Annotated in this window: 13 protein-coding genes and 1 tRNA gene; 2 read left to right on the forward strand and 12 right to left on the reverse strand. The window is 39.3% G+C overall.

Annotated features, from left to right (window positions below; all coding sequences use genetic code 11):
* Positions 1-132 precede the first annotated feature (132 nt).
* The 10 genes from H5092_RS10280 to H5092_RS10325 form a co-directional block, all read right to left on the reverse strand.
* Positions 133-1,308 (reverse strand): hypothetical protein, encoded by a 1,176-nt coding sequence (locus tag H5092_RS10280; RefSeq protein WP_182733500.1) that lies wholly within the window; start codon positions 1,306-1,308, stop codon positions 133-135.
* Entirely contained in the window at positions 1,295-2,173 is an 879-nt protein-coding gene (gene nlpI, locus H5092_RS10285) for a lipoprotein NlpI (protein WP_002958493.1), read from the reverse strand. The genes H5092_RS10280 and nlpI overlap by 14 nt, the downstream gene beginning before the upstream one ends.
* A gap of 141 nt (positions 2,174-2,314) precedes the next feature.
* Positions 2,315-4,441, reverse strand: a complete 2,127-nt coding sequence (gene pnp, locus H5092_RS10290; protein ID WP_182721252.1) for a polyribonucleotide nucleotidyltransferase — start codon at positions 4,439-4,441, stop codon at positions 2,315-2,317.
* A 620-nt stretch (positions 4,442-5,061) separates the two neighbouring features.
* Entirely contained in the window at positions 5,062-5,331 is a 270-nt protein-coding gene (gene rpsO / locus H5092_RS10295; protein WP_002958490.1) for a 30S ribosomal protein S15, read from the reverse strand.
* Positions 5,332-5,484: 153 nt separating this feature from the next.
* Positions 5,485-6,444, reverse strand: a complete 960-nt coding sequence (gene truB, locus H5092_RS10300; protein ID WP_002958489.1) for a tRNA pseudouridine(55) synthase TruB — start codon at positions 6,442-6,444, stop codon at positions 5,485-5,487.
* Positions 6,428-6,910, reverse strand: coding sequence for a 30S ribosome-binding factor RbfA (gene rbfA / locus H5092_RS10305; protein ID WP_002958487.1), 483 nt, complete (start codon positions 6,908-6,910; stop codon positions 6,428-6,430). The genes truB and rbfA overlap by 17 nt, the downstream gene beginning before the upstream one ends.
* A 109-nt stretch (positions 6,911-7,019) precedes the next feature.
* Positions 7,020-9,680: a translation initiation factor IF-2 gene (gene infB / locus H5092_RS10310; RefSeq protein ID WP_002958484.1), complete on the reverse strand. Its 2,661-nt coding sequence runs from the start codon at positions 9,678-9,680 to the stop codon at positions 7,020-7,022.
* Positions 9,681-9,705: 25 nt separating this feature from the next.
* The gene (nusA, locus tag H5092_RS10315) at positions 9,706-11,205 is read right to left on the reverse strand and encodes a transcription termination factor NusA (RefSeq protein ID WP_002958483.1); all 1,500 of its coding nucleotides are present in this window, start codon (positions 11,203-11,205) and stop codon (positions 9,706-9,708) included.
* A 39-nt stretch (positions 11,206-11,244) separates the two neighbouring features.
* Positions 11,245-11,700 (reverse strand): ribosome maturation factor RimP, encoded by a 456-nt coding sequence (rimP, locus tag H5092_RS10320; RefSeq protein WP_002958482.1) that lies wholly within the window; start codon positions 11,698-11,700, stop codon positions 11,245-11,247.
* Positions 11,701-11,981: 281 nt separating this feature from the next.
* Positions 11,982-12,058 (reverse strand) — tRNA-Met (locus H5092_RS10325).
* Between the two features lie 435 nt (positions 12,059-12,493).
* Here H5092_RS10325 and H5092_RS10330 point away from each other — a divergent pair.
* Both H5092_RS10330 and H5092_RS10335 read left to right on the forward strand, forming a co-directional pair.
* A complete protein-coding gene (locus H5092_RS10330; RefSeq protein WP_002958480.1) occupies positions 12,494-12,955 on the forward strand; it encodes a globin domain-containing protein in 462 nt (153 codons plus the stop codon).
* A 311-nt stretch (positions 12,956-13,266) separates the two neighbouring features.
* The gene (locus tag H5092_RS10335; RefSeq protein WP_182715661.1) at positions 13,267-14,823 is read left to right on the forward strand and encodes a cryptochrome/photolyase family protein; all 1,557 of its coding nucleotides are present in this window, start codon (positions 13,267-13,269) and stop codon (positions 14,821-14,823) included.
* A gap of 60 nt (positions 14,824-14,883) precedes the next feature.
* On the opposite strand, the gene H5092_RS10340 is transcribed toward H5092_RS10335, so the two are convergent.
* Both H5092_RS10340 and H5092_RS10345 read right to left on the reverse strand, forming a co-directional pair.
* Positions 14,884-15,330, reverse strand: a complete 447-nt coding sequence (locus tag H5092_RS10340; protein ID WP_024595972.1) for an Hsp20 family protein — start codon at positions 15,328-15,330, stop codon at positions 14,884-14,886.
* Between the two features lie 235 nt (positions 15,331-15,565).
* On the reverse strand, positions 15,566-16,096 hold the full coding sequence (locus H5092_RS10345; protein ID WP_024595973.1) for a peroxiredoxin-like family protein: 531 nt from the start codon (positions 16,094-16,096) through the stop codon (positions 15,566-15,568).

Consider the following 16,096-nt stretch of genomic DNA (forward strand, 5'->3'; position numbering starts at 1 on the left):
GACATTAATGACTATAGTTATACTGAAAAACACTGATTTTGTCTATAAAAAGCGGTTCTGTATGGGTGTTTTTTAAACATGAACTAACAATTTATTAAGCCTACAAAAACAATTAATTAATAGTGATAATTGTTAATTTAATATGGCCTTACTTGCAAATGTAAGCGCGCTGGAGTGGCGATAAGAATTACCATTGGTCATATCTAAATGCTTCAACCAAATCTCTCTATACTGCGCCGAGAGCCCTAACTGCTGATATTGCATAATAGACCAATTTTCACTAGGTTTATATGCAACACCACCTATCTGGCAACTCTTTGCTTTATGCCAGCCTATTGGGGGCGACTCATCATGAGAAATAAATAAATTAGGTGCCACAAAACCTGTTTTTGCACACAACCATGCTTGTTTAGTTTTAGGCAAAGCATATTCATCTTCAAAACCGTTAAAATGCATCAACTCATGCAAAAACACACTGTATTTTGCTTTTGAGTTTATTAGCATTGTTCCTTTAGTAACATTAGCCGTTCCATCTTTTGGCATCATTACTATAAAATCAAAATTGTTAGGAAGCTGGTTATTTAGTTTAGCTGATTGCCAGTCACACTTTGCTATTTGATTAGTGCTACTTTTACACTCAAGCATACCTGCAACGTAAACAGGTTTTGAAAAGCAAAAAATATTTTCACGGGGCTCTGGCTGTTTATTATAAGCATTAATAAACTCGGTGAGTTTATATAAGCCACTGCGATGATCGCTCATAGTCAGCACGTTAAACATACATTGCTTATTAGGTTTACTTATATTTATTAAAGATGAAAAACCGAGAGCGTGGATAAACTCACTAGATACTTTACTCTGTGGTGTTTTTAACTGAAGCTTTAGATGATTTAGCACATCCCCTGCTGGTAATTTGTTTTTACTAGCGAGTAACTTTAAATCGCTCCAACGTGAGTGCTCAAGTAACTTTGTTGCTAATATTTTACGCTCTGGGATTGTTAAGTCATTTATAGCGGAGAGCCAAAATTGTTTTGCAGTATCGCTCTGACTGTTTTTAATAAGCTTAAGAGAATACATATATTGGGCTGAAGAAATTTTACTGCGGGCGAGTATAGCTAAAGAAGTATTTGGTAACTGCTCTAAGTGATCAGAAAAATAACCAGGTGATTTCCAATAACTTTGTAGCACATTAGCTTTTGCGTTTAAAACATGCCAAAAGCCAATAGCGCCTAGGTGATTACTCGAGCCTGTAATTAACAAACAACATAGTAATACACCTATTAATTTAAAACGCTTAACTTGCGTCAACACCTTGCATCAACTCAAGCTCTAAACGCGCATATTTGTACTCAATAAACTCGTGTACATTAGTTGCTAGCGCAAGCCTAAAGTAGTCTGATGCTAAATACAGCTCACCTGCTGCTTGATGCATTTTAGCTAAATAAAAATAAGCTTCGCATAAACGCTGCGCATATTCTTGCTCAGTTCTAACACCATCACTAATGCCAGATAAAAATGCATGTTCACTCATATCCCCCGTATAAAGAGAAATTAACTGGTACGCCCATTGTGACTCATCAAGCGCAGTGGCATTTTGTTTAAGTGCATCAAGCGCAACGGCTTTATCCTCTTGTGCTTGTGCTAAATAAACCCATAAAACTCGGTACGGATCTTTTGGAGAGCGAGCTAAAAATTCATTAAAATCATTTTTAGCAAGGCCTGCTCTGTCGCCGTAATACAGTGCGATACCACGATTTAAATAGGCGTATTCATGCTCTTCATCAAGTTCTAGGGCAGAATCGAAAAACTCATAGGCTTTTTCATACTGCTGCATAAGCGTATGTTGAATACCTAAAAAATTATACACTTCAGCTAAATCAGGCTTAAGCTTTACTGCGCGATTAAAATCAATACGCGAAAGAGTTGTCATACCTAGACTATCAAAAAGTACACCACGGTCGTAATAAAGCTTAGCTTGTTGTTCTTCGCTTAAGTCGGCTCTATTTAATAGCTCTGAGTAGCGTGCAATAGCAATTTCACTTCTAAAGTCAGAAGCTAAAGGTGCAGTAAATGGCACATTAACAATCGGGGTTGGTTCTGATTCTGTTGTAGTTTGGCAAGCGCTTAAAGACAAAATAGCAAAAGATGCCAAAGCTAAATGTTTGAGTATCATTAAAATCCTTAATACCAAGATATATCGCGATTAATATAAGACAGACCTTGTCCAATAAGGTTTCATTAAAGCATAAAAAAAGGGGCTAAACAGCCCCTTTTTTACTATCTAGCTAATATAACTAGATTAATAAGTTAGCAATTACGCGTCAGTTGGCGCGTCAGCTGCAGGTGCTGCTGATTCCATTGCTTCTTTAATACTTAGACGTACACGGCCTTGGCGATCTACTTCTAGTACTTTAACTTTAACTTCTTGACCTTCAGAAAGGTGATCAGCCACGTTATTAACGCGCTCAGTACTAATTTGAGAAATATGTACTAGACCATCTTTGCCAGGAAGAATGTTTACAAACGCACCGAAGTCTACGATACGTACAACTTTACCTTCGTAGATAGTACCTACTTCAAGTTCAGCTGTTAATTGCTCAATACGGCTAATTGCATTAGCTGCACTTTCGCCATCTGTAGCGGCAATTTTAATTGTACCGTCGTCACCGATTTCAATCGTGGTACCAGTTTCTTCAGTAAGCTGACGAATAGTTGCGCCACCTTTACCAATAACTTCAGCGATTTTCTTCTGTGGGATTTTCATTGTGTATATGCGAGGAGCAAACATTGATAGCTCTTCAGAAGGAGCAGAAATCGCTTCATCCATCACTTCTAAGATATGTAAACGTGCAGCTTTTGCTTGTTTAAGCGCAATTTGCATGATTTCTTGAGTGATACCTTCGATTTTGATATCCATTTGAAGTGCAGTAATACCTGCAGCAGTACCGGCAACTTTAAAGTCCATGTCACCTAAGTGATCTTCATCACCTAAGATGTCAGAAAGAACAACGAATTTATCGTCTTCTTTAACTAGACCCATCGCAATACCAGCAACAGATGCTTTAATTGGTACACCCGCGTTCATAAGTGCTAGAGAAGTACCACAAACAGACGCCATTGAAGAAGAACCGTTTGATTCAGTAATTTCAGATACTACACGGATTGAGTAAGGGAACTCAGTAAGTGTAGGCATTACAGCTGAAATACCACGCTTAGCAAGGTTACCATGGCCTATTTCACGACGCTTAGGAGAACCAACAAAACCAGTTTCACCTACACAGAATGGAGGGAAGTTGTAGTTAAGCATAAAGTGGTTTTTATGAGTACCAGTTAAATCGTCGATTAACTGTGAATCACGTTCTGTACCAAGTGTCGCTGTTACTAACGCTTGAGTTTCACCACGTGTAAAGATAGCAGAACCGTGAGTACGCGGTAATACGCCAGTCATTACGTCTAGTGCACGAATCATATCTGGTTCACGACCATCGATACGTTTTTCGCCAGCAGCTATACGGCCACGAACGATTTTCTTCTCAAGTGAACCGAAGATTTTGCCAATTTCTTGCTTGTCTAAAGACTCGCCTTCAGCAAGTTCAGCTGTTAATACTGCAACAACTTCATCTTTAGCTTCACCAAGAGCTTCTTTACGCGCTACTTTATCAGTGATTAAGTAAGCTGCGCCTACTTTTTCAGCAGCAATAGTTGCTACTTTATCTTCTAGTGCAACATCTTTCTCAGGTGCAGTCCAATCCCAAGTAGGCTTGCCTGCTTCTGCTTTAAATTCTTCGATTGCAGTAATGATCGCTTGAGATTGCTCATGACCATATACAACAGCGCCAAGCATTACGTCTTCTGCAAGTACGTTAGCTTCTGATTCAACCATAAGTACCGCTTTATCAGTACCGGCTACCACTAAATCAAGTTGGCTTTCTTCAAGCTCTTTTAATGTAGGGTTAAGTACGTATTCGCCGTTGATGTAACCAACGCGAGATGCACCAATTGGACCACTGAATGGGATACCAGAGATAGCAAGTGCTGCTGAAGTACCAATCATCGCAACCATATCAGGTTGGATTTCAGGGTTAACAGAAACAACAGTAGCAATAACTTGTACTTCGTTTACAAAGCCGCTTGGGAAAAGTGGACGAATTGGACGGTCAATAAGACGTGCAATAAGAGTTTCGCCATCGTTAGGACGACCTTCACGCTTTAAGAAACCACCAGGGATACGACCAGCAGCGTACATACGCTCTTGGTAGTTAACTGTTAGTGGGAAAAAGTCTTGACCAGGTTGTGCTTCACGCTTACCAACAACAGTTACTAAAACTGAAGTGTCGCCAATGCTTGCAAGTACAGCGCCGTCTGCTTGACGAGCGATTGCACCAGTTTCTAGAGTCACTGTATGTTGACCTAGTTTGAATTCTTTAATAATTGCTTGCACTTAAAATATTCCTTAAATGTATTCTAATAAGTTGTCATCAAAGTACCAATTACAGTACATAATTGTATTCAGTTGGAAATCAATTAAGTACTACAATTGGCAATGATGTGAATAATTGCAGATAAACCTTTTTACCTACGCGCATAGTATATACCAAAGCTACTTCAAAATGCGAGTCTAGGGTGTGTTGATCTTTGTGGATTGAAATTTGTTCAATCTAGGGGCGATTTAATCACGGCGCGAGATTTGTAACCTAGTGGGCTAAGTAAAAATCGAGCAACAAAGAGTTAATCGCCCCTAGGATGAACCCGCAGGGCAGCGCATGTTTGGCATTTATGCTGCGTTATCGCCTATTTATGGGGAATAATCACACTACATAGGCGCTGCCTTGCCTAAAGACCAAACATACAGCTGCAAAATTAATCACGAAAGGTCAACACACACTAGCTACTAGATTTAAGCTGGGCTAATGAGTGGGTAAATACAACGATGCTTGATAAGCTATGAAATAGGAGTTTTACAATATAATTCAATAAGTTTATAAATTTGTTTTATTTTCAAACACAAATTTTAGGCACAAAAAAAGGAGCTAAAAAGCTCCCATTTCTATAATCTAGTTCTTAACGACGTAGGCCAAGTTCTTTGATTAGTGCAGTATAACTAGTGATATCTTTACCTTTAAGGTAATCAAGTAGTTTACGGCGAGTGCTTACTTTACGAAGCAGACCACGACGTGAGTGGAAGTCATGCTTGTGATCAGCAAAGTGACCTTGAAGCTTGTTGATATCATAAGTAAGTAATGCTACTTGTACTTCTGATGAACCTGTATCGCCTTCTGCACGTGCAAATTTAGCAATGATATCGATTTTTTCTTGATTGCTTAGTGACATAGTAACTCCAAAAATTAAATTTAAAAGGTGTCTTAGCCGATCACTAATTCAGCCAAAACGATTAAGCCGGCGTATTCTACCAACTGTGGGAATAACTACAAGTTAATTATTCCCATCTACAACTAATAAGCCACTGCTGGGCACACTAATTGCTTATTCAGGCTTTACGTAATCATCTTGCTGGCTAGCAAGACCACGTTTAACCTTTAAATGGCCACTTGAGTTGCGCTCGCCAGTACCAATAAACACACCATCCGCAACAACTTTAATTGCCCCCTCAGGTAAAGCTTCAGGTAACTCGACTGCTTGCCCATGACTAAATACTTTGCCCTGCTCTTTCGAAATTTCAATAACAGGTAAATCAGTTAAAGCAGTGTCTATAGGTAATAACAACGAGTCTAAATAAGTAGAAGGCGCAAGCTCTTCTGCTTTCGCTTTAGCAAGCAACGCTTCAATTTCATCAAGCGAAACCATTTTATCTGCCGGATACTGACCAACAGCAGTTCTGTGAAGCATTATAACGTGTGCGCCACACCCTAGGTTTTCGCCCAAATCATCAACGATTGTACGAATATACGTCCCTTTTGATACATGAGCCGTCATTTGCAATACGTTGTTTTGTTCATCAAATTCGTCAAACGATAAGCTAAACACATTTATTTTTCTGCATTTACGAGGGACTTCAATACCCTCTCGTGCGTACTTATATAATGGTCTACCTTGATACTTAAGTGCTGAGTACATTGATGGGTATTGATCTGACTCTCCAACAAAAGCTGCAATTTCTTTTGTTAACTGCTCACGCGTCACATTCACATCTTTCGTGCTTACGATTTCGCCATCAGAATCTGATGTTGTTGTACGCTCACCCAGTTTTGCACGAACGATATAGGTTTTATCTGTATCGAGTAAAAACTGCGTAAACTTAGTCGCCTCACCAAAACAAATTGGCAGCATACCTGTAGCAAGCGGGTCTAAAGCCCCAGTGTGGCCAGCTTTTTGTGCAAAATAAACACCTTTCGCTTGCTGCAGAGCTTTATTTGATGAAATGCCTTGCGGTTTGTTTAACAACAAAATACCGTCAACTGCACGGCCTTTACTGCGCTTTGCCATCTGTATCAGTGCCTTCTTCGCTATCTGTATCTTCTACGTGCTTAGTACTTTGTTCACTATCTGAAATATCAGCATCAACACTTTCTACATCTTCATCGACATGCTTTGCGTTATCTTCGCGGATAATAGAATCCACTAAATTAGAAATACGCATACCTTCCATCAGTGAATTATCAACTACAAACTTTAACTCAGGCATTATACGAGCACGAATACGCTTACCAAGTAACGAGCGAATATAACCCGTTGCTTCATTAAGTACTTTAGCGCTTTGCTTAGCTGCATCTTCATCTTGTGTGTTAAACACAGTGATGAAAATTTTGGCATAAGATAAATCACGCGATACTTCTACCGCTGACACTGTCACCATACCTAAGCGTGGATCTTTAATTTCGCGTTGTAAAATTACAGCAATTTCTTTTTGGATTTGCTGTGCAACACGATCAGTGCGAGAAAATTCTCTCATTGCATTTGTCCTAAAATCATAACTTATTGAAATTTAATAATAAGCTAATTAAATAATGGATACACAAATGGGGGCTAAGCCCCCATTTATTAGTTTAGCGAGCTAACAATTAAAGAGTACGTTGTACTTCAACTGTTTCAAATACTTCGATTTGGTCACCAACACGTACGTCATTGTAGTTCTTAACGCCGATACCACATTCCATGCCGTTACGAACATCAGCAACATCGTCTTTAAAGCGACGAAGTGACTCAAGTTCACCTTCATAGATAACCACGTTTTCACGTAGTACACGGATTGGAGCGCTACGTTTAATAACACCTTCAGTAACCATACAACCAGCAATTGCGCCAATTTTTGGAGACTTGAATACGTCACGAACTTGCGCAAGACCAATGATTTCTTGTTTAAACTCAGGTGCTAGCATGCCTGACATTGCTTGCTTAACTTCTTCGATTAAGGCATAAATTACGCTGTAATAACGAAGGTCTAAGTTTTCAGTATCAATCACTTTACGAGCAGAAGCATCAGCACGAACGTTAAAGCCAACTACAATTGCGTTAGACGCTGCAGCTAGTGTCGCATCAGTCTCAGTAATACCACCAACACCAGAACCTACAATCTTCACTTTCACTTCATCAGTAGAAAGTTTAGTTAGTGAATCAGAGATTGCTTCGATAGAACCTTGAACGTCTGCTTTAAGTACCACGTTAACTTCAGAAACATCACCTTCAGTCATGTTAGTAAACATGTTTTCAAGCTTAGCTTTTTGTTGACGTGCTAGTTTAACATCTCGGAACTTACCTTGACGGTATAAAGCAACTTCACGCGCTTTACGCTCGTCTTTAACAACAGTTGCTTCGTCGCCCGCAGCTGGAATACCAGAAAGACCTAAAATTTCCACTGGAATAGATGGACCTGCCGACTTGATGTCTTTACCGTTTTCATCGCGCATTGCACGAACACGGCCATACTCAAGACCACATAATACAATGTCACCTTGGTTAAGCGTACCAGATTGAACAAGTACTGATGCAACTGGACCGCGGCCTTTATCAAGACGAGATTCAATTACAACACCTGCAGCCATACCTTCGGTAGGGGCAGAAAGCTCTAAAAGCTCAGATTGCATAAGTACGGCTTCAAGAAGGTCATCAATACCTAGACCAGTTTTAGCTGAGATATGAACGTACTGCGTATCGCCGCCCCATTCTTCAGGGATAACGTCTAGCTGAGCTAGTTCGTTTTTAACGCGATCTGGATCTGCGCCTTCTTTATCCATTTTGTTTACAGCAATGATTAAAGGAACGCCAGCTGCACGTGCGTGCTGTACCGCTTCTTTAGTTTGTGGCATAACACCATCATCTGCTGCAACCACTAAGATTACGATATCTGTCGCTTTAGCACCACGAGCACGCATTGATGTAAATGCAGCATGTCCTGGAGTATCTAAGAAGGTAATCATATTGCCATTTACATCAACATGGTATGCACCAATATGCTGTGTAATACCACCGGCTTCGCCAGAAGCAACCTTCGCAGAACGAATGTAATCTAGAGTCGATGTTTTACCATGGTCAACGTGACCCATTACAGTTACTACTGGAGCACGAGGCTCTGATTTACCATCTTCATGGCGGTCGTTAAGTACTGTTTGCTCTAATTCGTTTTCTTTAACAATGATAACCTTGTGACCCATTTCTTCTGCAACTAGTTGTGCAGCTTCTTGGTCGATCACTTGGTTAATAGTAACCATGTCACCCATTTTCATCATTGTTTTAACAACTTCAGCGCCTTTAACAGCCATGCGTGATGCAAGCTCAGCTACTGTAATTGTTTCGCTAATACGCACTTCATTTTTAACATCAACAGTTGGTTTTTGGAAACCATGCTGCAGCGATGCTGGTGCTTTTAATTTAGACTTGTTACGGCCTCTTGACGCTGCAAATTTATCTTTTGCTGGCGCTTTTTTCTTTTTCTTAGCACGGCGAGTGCCTTGCTCATCACGAGCATCGGCAACATCTTCTGCTTCACGTGCATAAGTTGAAGTCGTAAGATGGTGATCCGCTGTTTCTTCGCGTTTCTTACGTTCTTCTTCTTCTTTCTTCCAGCGTGCTGAATTCTCTTCAGCTAGCTTTCTTGCCTCTTCTGCTTGACGTTTCGCTTCTTCTTCAGCTTTCTTCAATGCGGCCTCTTCTGCTTCTTTTTGCAGACGCTCAGCTTCTATGCGATCTTTCTCAGACTTAGCACTTTGCTCTGGGGTCATCTGCTTTTGTTTCGCTTTACGCTCTGCATCAGCTTTGCGTTTAGCTTCTTCTTTAGCTTTACGGTCAGCTTCTTCTTTCGCTTTACGTTCTGCCTCTTGTTTCGCTTTTAATTCTGCGGCTTCTTGTTCAGCTTTTTGTTGCTGTTCAAGACGGGCTTTTTCTTCAGCGGCTAAGCGTGCTTGCTCTTGTTCTTGCTCCATTGCGCTTTTCTTCACGTAGGTACGTGTTTTACGAACTTCAACTTGAACATCTTTAGCTTTACCCGTAGAACCAGTCACACTTAATGTGCTTTTGCTCTTACGTTGTAAAGTCATACGCGCTGGGCCATCTGAACCTGTGCCACCATGATGCTTGCTTAAATGATCAAGTAACGTTGCTTTTTCAGCTTCTGTTACGTTATCAGTTGCTTGCTTAGTGATACCTGCTTGTGAAAACTGCTGTAGCAATTTATCAACAGTTGTACCTATATCGCCGGCTAGTTTTTCAACATTTACTTCTGCCATAGTGTGTAATACCTCCGTTAATAAATTACTCGTCTGCAAACCAACAAATGTTTCGTGCAGCCATAATCAGTTCACCCGCTTTTTCAGATGAAAGTTCTGTGATATCAACTAATTCGTCAATACCTTGCTCTGCCAAGTCTTCAAGTGTAACAACACCTTTGCTTGCCATAACAAATGCTAAGTGACGCTCTAAGCCTTCAAGCGCAAGTAAGTCTTCAGCTGGCTCTGCGCCATCTAAGCTTTCTTCCGTTTTAAGTGCTTTAGTTGTCAATGCATCTTTTGCGCGTGAACGCAATAAATCTACAGTCTCTTCATCAAGACCATCAATTTCTAAAAATTCAGATGCAGGTACATACGCCACTTCTTCAAGTGTCGAGAAACCTTCGTTAATAAGTAATGATGCAAACTCATCATCTATATCTAAATTTTCAGTGAATAAGTTAAGTAACTTATCAGATTCAGCTTCATTTTTGGTACGCATGTCTTCAACAGTCATTACGTTTAGTTCCCAGCCAGTTAATTGGCTTGCTAAACGAACATTCTGACCATTACGACCAATTGCTTGTGCTAGGTTATCGGCTTCTACAGCGATATCCATTGAGTGAGTGTCTTCATCCATTACGATTGAAGCAACTTCTGCTGGCGCCATTGCATTGATAACAAATTGTGCTGGGTTGTCATCGTAAAGTACGATATCAACACGCTCACCACCAAGCTCAGACGATACAGCTTGAACTCGTGCGCCACGCATACCAACACATGCACCAATTGGATCAATGCGTTTGTCGTTAGATTTAACAGCAATTTTAGCGCGTGAACCTGGATCACGTGCAGCTGCACGTAACTCAATCATCTCTTCGCCAATTTCTGGCACCTCAATGCGGAATAATTCCATTAGCATTTCAGGTTTAGAGCGCGTTACAAATAATTGTGCACCGCGTGCTTCAGGTTTAACTTCATATAAAAGACCACGGATTCGATCACCCGGGCGGAAGTTTTCACGTGGCAACATGTCATCACGGTAAATTACCGCTTCTGCGTTATTACCTAAATCAAGTACGATTGCATCGCGAGTTGCTTTTTTAACAACACCCGTTACCAGCTCGCCTTCTTGATCTTTGTATGCTTCAACAACTAAAGCGCGCTCAGCTTCACGTACTTTTTGTACGATAACTTGCTTAGCCATTTGTGTTGTAATACGGTCAAATTTGATTGAGTCAATTTGCTCTTCAACATAATCACCCATTTGCAAATCAGGTTCTTCAACCTGTGCTGCTTCTAGAGTGATTTCGCTGTATGGGTTCTCTAATGAACCATCTTCTAATACAGCGGCAATTTGCCAGCGACGGAACGTATCGTAATCACCGGTTTTACGGTCAATTGCTACACGTACTTCAATTTCGCCATCGTGTTTTTTCTTTGTCGCTGTCGCTAGAGCGAACTCTAGAGCTTCAAAAATCTTTTCTTTTGGAACCGCTTTCTCATTGGAAACGGCTTCAGCAACCAATAATATCTCTTTTGCCATGGGTAATGCCTCGCTTGCCCTATTCCTTCGCACTCGAATTTAAAACTTCGCGATTAAATTCGCACGTTCGATGTTACTAAGCATGATCAGATGCTCTGCACCATCGCTAGATAGTGTGATCATATCGCTGCTAACTGCTACTAAGTCGCCTTTAAAATTACGACGACCATCCTGTGGAAGTTTAGTACGCACGCGTACTTCCTCTCCTTGCGCCTGCTCGTAGTGATCTTGTTTGAATAATAGACGATCAACACCAGGAGACGATACTTCCAAATCATATTCATTTGTAATTGGGTCTTCGACGTCTAAAATCGCACTAATTTGGCGACTGGCATCCGCACAGTTATCAACTGAGATCCCATCCTCATGAGCAATATATACTCTTAAGGTAGAATGGCGACCCGCTTGTACAAATTCAAGACCATGCAACTCAAAGCCTAACATTTCTACCGCAGGCGTTAACATGGTTACTAAATCTTGTTCAAGTTTTGTCACGAAAATCCTCCATACAAACAAAAAAAGGGCTTATAGCCCTAAAATACTGAGTTTAAATTTTAATTTGATAGCAATTGCCACAAATCGTAAGGTGCAGATACAACAACGCCCCGAACCAAGCGGGGCGTCACACCAATAAAGCATAAAACTGTGTGGCCGAGGGCCAAGCTTGGTTGCGAGTCAGTAAACTGACCTAATTAAACTACATAGCCTAAAACGCAAAACGCGCATTACTTAGAATGCGCGATATAAATTAGTAAGGTAATACCTACTAGTAGAATTGGTTGCGGGAGCCGGATTTGAACCGACGACCTTCGGGTTATGAGCCCGACGAGCTACCAGACTGCTCCATCCCGCGCCAATAGATATCAAACCTTAAATTTAATATCGCTGTTAGCTGTTATACAACACGCTAAACAATGGCCGCTATTATAAGGATGTACAGGATAATTAGCAACTATAATACGCAATTAGTTTATAAAATTTGCAATTCGTCAAGATGCTAATTTAATGTATATGTAAGTAACATAAGTAATCAGCCAACTTTATAAAATTCCCATACTTGAGTCATAAAATGTAGTAGCTTATTATTTCAGGATAAAAATCAGATAAACTGAAGTTTAATAACTCTTAAAATACGTTTTAAAGGCTCACTAATTACCAGAAAGTAAATAGATATAACAAAAAGCCATACTTTCACACTAAAAAAACGTGCAGAATTTGAACTGCCCGCTATAATCAACTTTATTCCTACTTGATAATAATAGTTATTACTCACTGCAACGAGATAAAAATGAATCAACAACAATCAGCATTATTAAATAACTTAACAATTATTAAGCCTAACTTTCATGCGTTTACGGCTAAGTTTCATAGTAAATTAGCCCAATCTAGTATTGAGATGAATTACCCGACGGCCTTACAGTTTAACGAAAAGAGCTTTACCCTCTTTTGCGTGTTAGAACGAATTGTTAAACATTTAGATAAACCAGCATCGGTAGCTCCTTTTTTAGCTCACCATTTAATGTATCTAAAAAAAAGCGGCGCTTCACACAGTGACATTGCCCTTTTATCTAACGCTTTTTACGAAACCCTTGAAGAGCACCTTGGTAAGCATTTTACTACTGAGAGTCAACTCGCTTGGAAAAAAGCGCTTAGGTACTTTGAAAGCTTTGCAAGCAATGTTCTTTTCAACGTTACCAACGTGGTTTCGTTACAACAAAGAATGCAGCAAAAGCAAAGTAATAAAATTTAGATATTCAATTGGGGGGAGACTTAATTTACTTAATCTCCCCTTAATTATGCTCATTTTAACACCATGGTCAAAAACGCCTTGATATGCGGTTAAACTTTTTTGCCCTATTGCTAACAGCACAATGTATTGTGTTATTTAACGCTTTTATTCGTTTTACTAATCCATTATTAAACTCAAGAAACAACTAATCCCCAGCATTGAAAACAGCAAACTATTGTCGTTATGCACTTAATTACTCCTATTTGCTTGTTATAAAATATTAAAACGATCGTTTAATTAACTATGTCCGTATAAAAAAATTTGGCTTTACTATGACCTATCATAAAACACTTAGATTAATATTAGGCGATCAGCTAAACCCATCTCATTCATGGTATAAACAAAAAGACGACGACACGCTTTATCTCATCGCAGAATTAAAACAAGAAACCAACTACGTTAAGCATCACATTCAAAAACTGTGTGCTTTTTTTAATGCTATGGAAAACTTTGCAACTGCATTAAAAACGGCAGGATTTAATGTTTTGCATTTAACACTTGACGATACAGCTGACGACAAAGATTTAATTGAATTACTCAAGCGAATTGCTGATAAATACCAATGCGAAACTATTGAATATCAATATCCTGATGAGTTTAGGCTTAAGTCTCAATTAGCTAAGTTTAAAAGTGATGGCTCATTTGATGTAATTGCCACAGATACTGAACATTTTTTATTACCGTTCACCGATATAAAAACACGCTTTACAAAAAACAAGCATGTGACAATGGAGCACTTCTATCGTGCTATGCGTAAGCAGTTTAATATATTAATTGATGATACTAAGCCAACCGGTGGCAAATGGAATTTTGACAGTAATAATCGTAATAAATTTTCCAAAGCTGACTTAGCGTGTATACCAAAACCTAAGCTATTCAATAATGATGTTAAGAACATCATTTCTCGCTTAAATAAGCACAAGATCGTTTACTTTGGCGAAATAGCCGATCAGAAACTAGAGTGGCCAACAACGCGTAAACAAGCCATTGAATCTCTCGAATACTTTTGCGAGCATTTACTTAGTTGCTTTGGTCACTTTCAAGATGCGATGACAGATCAAAGTAAAAATAATACCAGCTTGTACCATAGCCGATTATCGTTTGCCCTAAACGCAAAAATACTCCACCCGTTATATGTAATCAAACGTGTAATAAGAGAATACGAACAAAGACCAAGTGAAATATCCCTCTCGCAAGTAGAGGGCTTTACTAGGCAAATATTAGGTTGGAGAGAATATGTACGTGCCATTTATTGGATTAACATGCCCGACTACGCTGTTAAAAATCAATTACAAGCCAAAAACACACTACCATCTTATTTTTGGAACAGCTCAACAAAAATGAATTGCCTAAGCCACTCATTAAAACAAAGCCTTGAAACCGCTTATGCCCACCATATTCAACGCCTAATGGTTATTGGAAACTTTTGCATGCTTACAGGAATAAACCCTGATAACGTAGATAACTGGTACCTAGGTGTTTATATTGATGCCATAGAGTGGGTAGAGATGCCCAACACCCGAGGAATGAGCCAGTTTGCCGATGATGGAATAATTGCGACTAAACCTTATGCTGCAAGCGGTAACTACATTAATAAGATGAGCGATTACTGCAAAAGCTGTCAGTACGATGTTAAACAAAAAGTAGGTGATAAAGCTTGCCCGCTAAATAGCCTGTACTGGCATTTCATGAATAAACACAGAGACAGGCTAGAAAAGAACCCACGTATTGGTATGGTATATAAAAATTGGGATAAACAAGAAAAAACACTCCAAGAACAAACGCTGCAACAAGCAACCTACTACCTTAATAATTTAGAAGCGCTGTAAACAAAAAAGCCGCCTCGAATGAGGCGGCTAAGTAATCAGGGGAATATGTACTTTAGAAGATTATTTACCTTCTATTAGATTGCTATTACCAATTTCAATTTTACGTGGTTTTAGCGCTTCAGGGATTTCACGTTCTAAGTCAATACTTAGTAAGCCATTGGCTAAATCTGCGCCAAGTACTTTTACATGATCTCCTAACTGGAATTTACGTTCAAAGTTACGCTCAGCAATACCTTGATGAATAAATTTACGCTCTGCGTTTTCATCTTTATTTGCTTTAGTACCTGTAACTTTTAATGTGTTATTTTCTGACTCAATGGTTAATTCGTTATCGCTAAAACCGGCAACGGCCATAGTGATTCTGTATTTGTCTTTATCGAGTGCTTCTATGTTGTAAGGAGGAAAACTTGGCTGCTTATCTGTATTAGCTGCCGCATCCATAAGTGATGCTAAATGTTCGAAGCCGATAAATGAACGATAAAGTGGTGATAAGTCTACTGTACGCATAATAATATCCTCATATTTAAGCGATATTTTGCATGTGCTCTTCTATTGAACAAGCTCAAGCAAAGTTTAATTAATAGTATAAATTTCAATTGTTTAAGTTTAATTAAGGACCCATCAGGCGTCCTACTTAACTATATATGGACGGTAAAATTGTTTTCAAGAGATTAATTTAAAAAAATTAAAAATAAATAAAAAAAGCACTAAAAAGTGCCTTTTGAAACCATGAAAATGAATGTTATTTAATAAATGTGCCTCGGATTGGGTAGTCGTTTTCTCTAGAAAACTTAATTCCACCTAGCAGTTGCTCTAAATCAGGACGAACAAATGGGCTGTTTGATATATCGACCATTTGAAGCTGATTTTTTTCATTAAGTACAAAAATGCCTGGCTCAGCAAATGGATGATCAGTTTCTGCATCACTGCGAGGCTCGCTAATATGTAGCCCTAAATCGGTCATTTGTTCGATTGTTAAACCATAGTAAATTGGGAAGTTAATATCTATTTTTTCAAGATGTTTATTAAGCTGCTCATGGCTATCACCACTTACTGCAACCACTTCAACACCAGCATCTTTAAAGTCTTTATGAACTTTAGCAAGCTCGTTAAGTTGCGCAGTACATTTAGGGCAGTGCTGGCCTCGATAAACAACAATCATTTTCCAGGGAGAGTCACTTACTCTATCAACTAAATCTACCTTATTCTCATCAACATCTCTCACTACTAGTGATGGCATAATATCCGCAGGTTTTAAACTAGTGTTACTCAT

It is taken from the genome of Pseudoalteromonas sp. SR41-7, assembly GCF_014163935.1.
In the GTDB taxonomy this organism is placed as follows: Bacteria; Pseudomonadota; Gammaproteobacteria; order Enterobacterales; family Alteromonadaceae; genus Pseudoalteromonas; species Pseudoalteromonas distincta.

Coding starts and splice junctions, on each gene's coding strand:
- H5092_RS10345 (WP_024595973.1), bottom strand. CDS start 16,096: ATGAGTAACACTAGTTTAAAACCTGCGGATATTATGCCATCACTAGTA.
- H5092_RS10335 (WP_182715661.1), top strand. CDS start 13,267: ATGACCTATCATAAAACACTTAGATTAATATTAGGCGATCAGCTAAAC.
- rbfA (WP_002958487.1), bottom strand. CDS start 6,910: ATGAGAGAATTTTCTCGCACTGATCGTGTTGCACAGCAAATCCAAAAA.
- nusA (WP_002958483.1), bottom strand. CDS start 11,205: ATGGCAAAAGAGATATTATTGGTTGCTGAAGCCGTTTCCAATGAGAAA.
- H5092_RS10330 (WP_002958480.1), top strand. CDS start 12,494: ATGAATCAACAACAATCAGCATTATTAAATAACTTAACAATTATTAAG.
- rpsO (WP_002958490.1), bottom strand. CDS start 5,331: ATGTCACTAAGCAATCAAGAAAAAATCGATATCATTGCTAAATTTGCA.
- truB (WP_002958489.1), bottom strand. CDS start 6,444: ATGGCAAAGCGCAGTAAAGGCCGTGCAGTTGACGGTATTTTGTTGTTA.
- H5092_RS10340 (WP_024595972.1), bottom strand. CDS start 15,330: ATGCGTACAGTAGACTTATCACCACTTTATCGTTCATTTATCGGCTTC.
- nlpI (WP_002958493.1), bottom strand. CDS start 2,173: ATGATACTCAAACATTTAGCTTTGGCATCTTTTGCTATTTTGTCTTTA.
- infB (WP_002958484.1), bottom strand. CDS start 9,680: ATGGCAGAAGTAAATGTTGAAAAACTAGCCGGCGATATAGGTACAACT.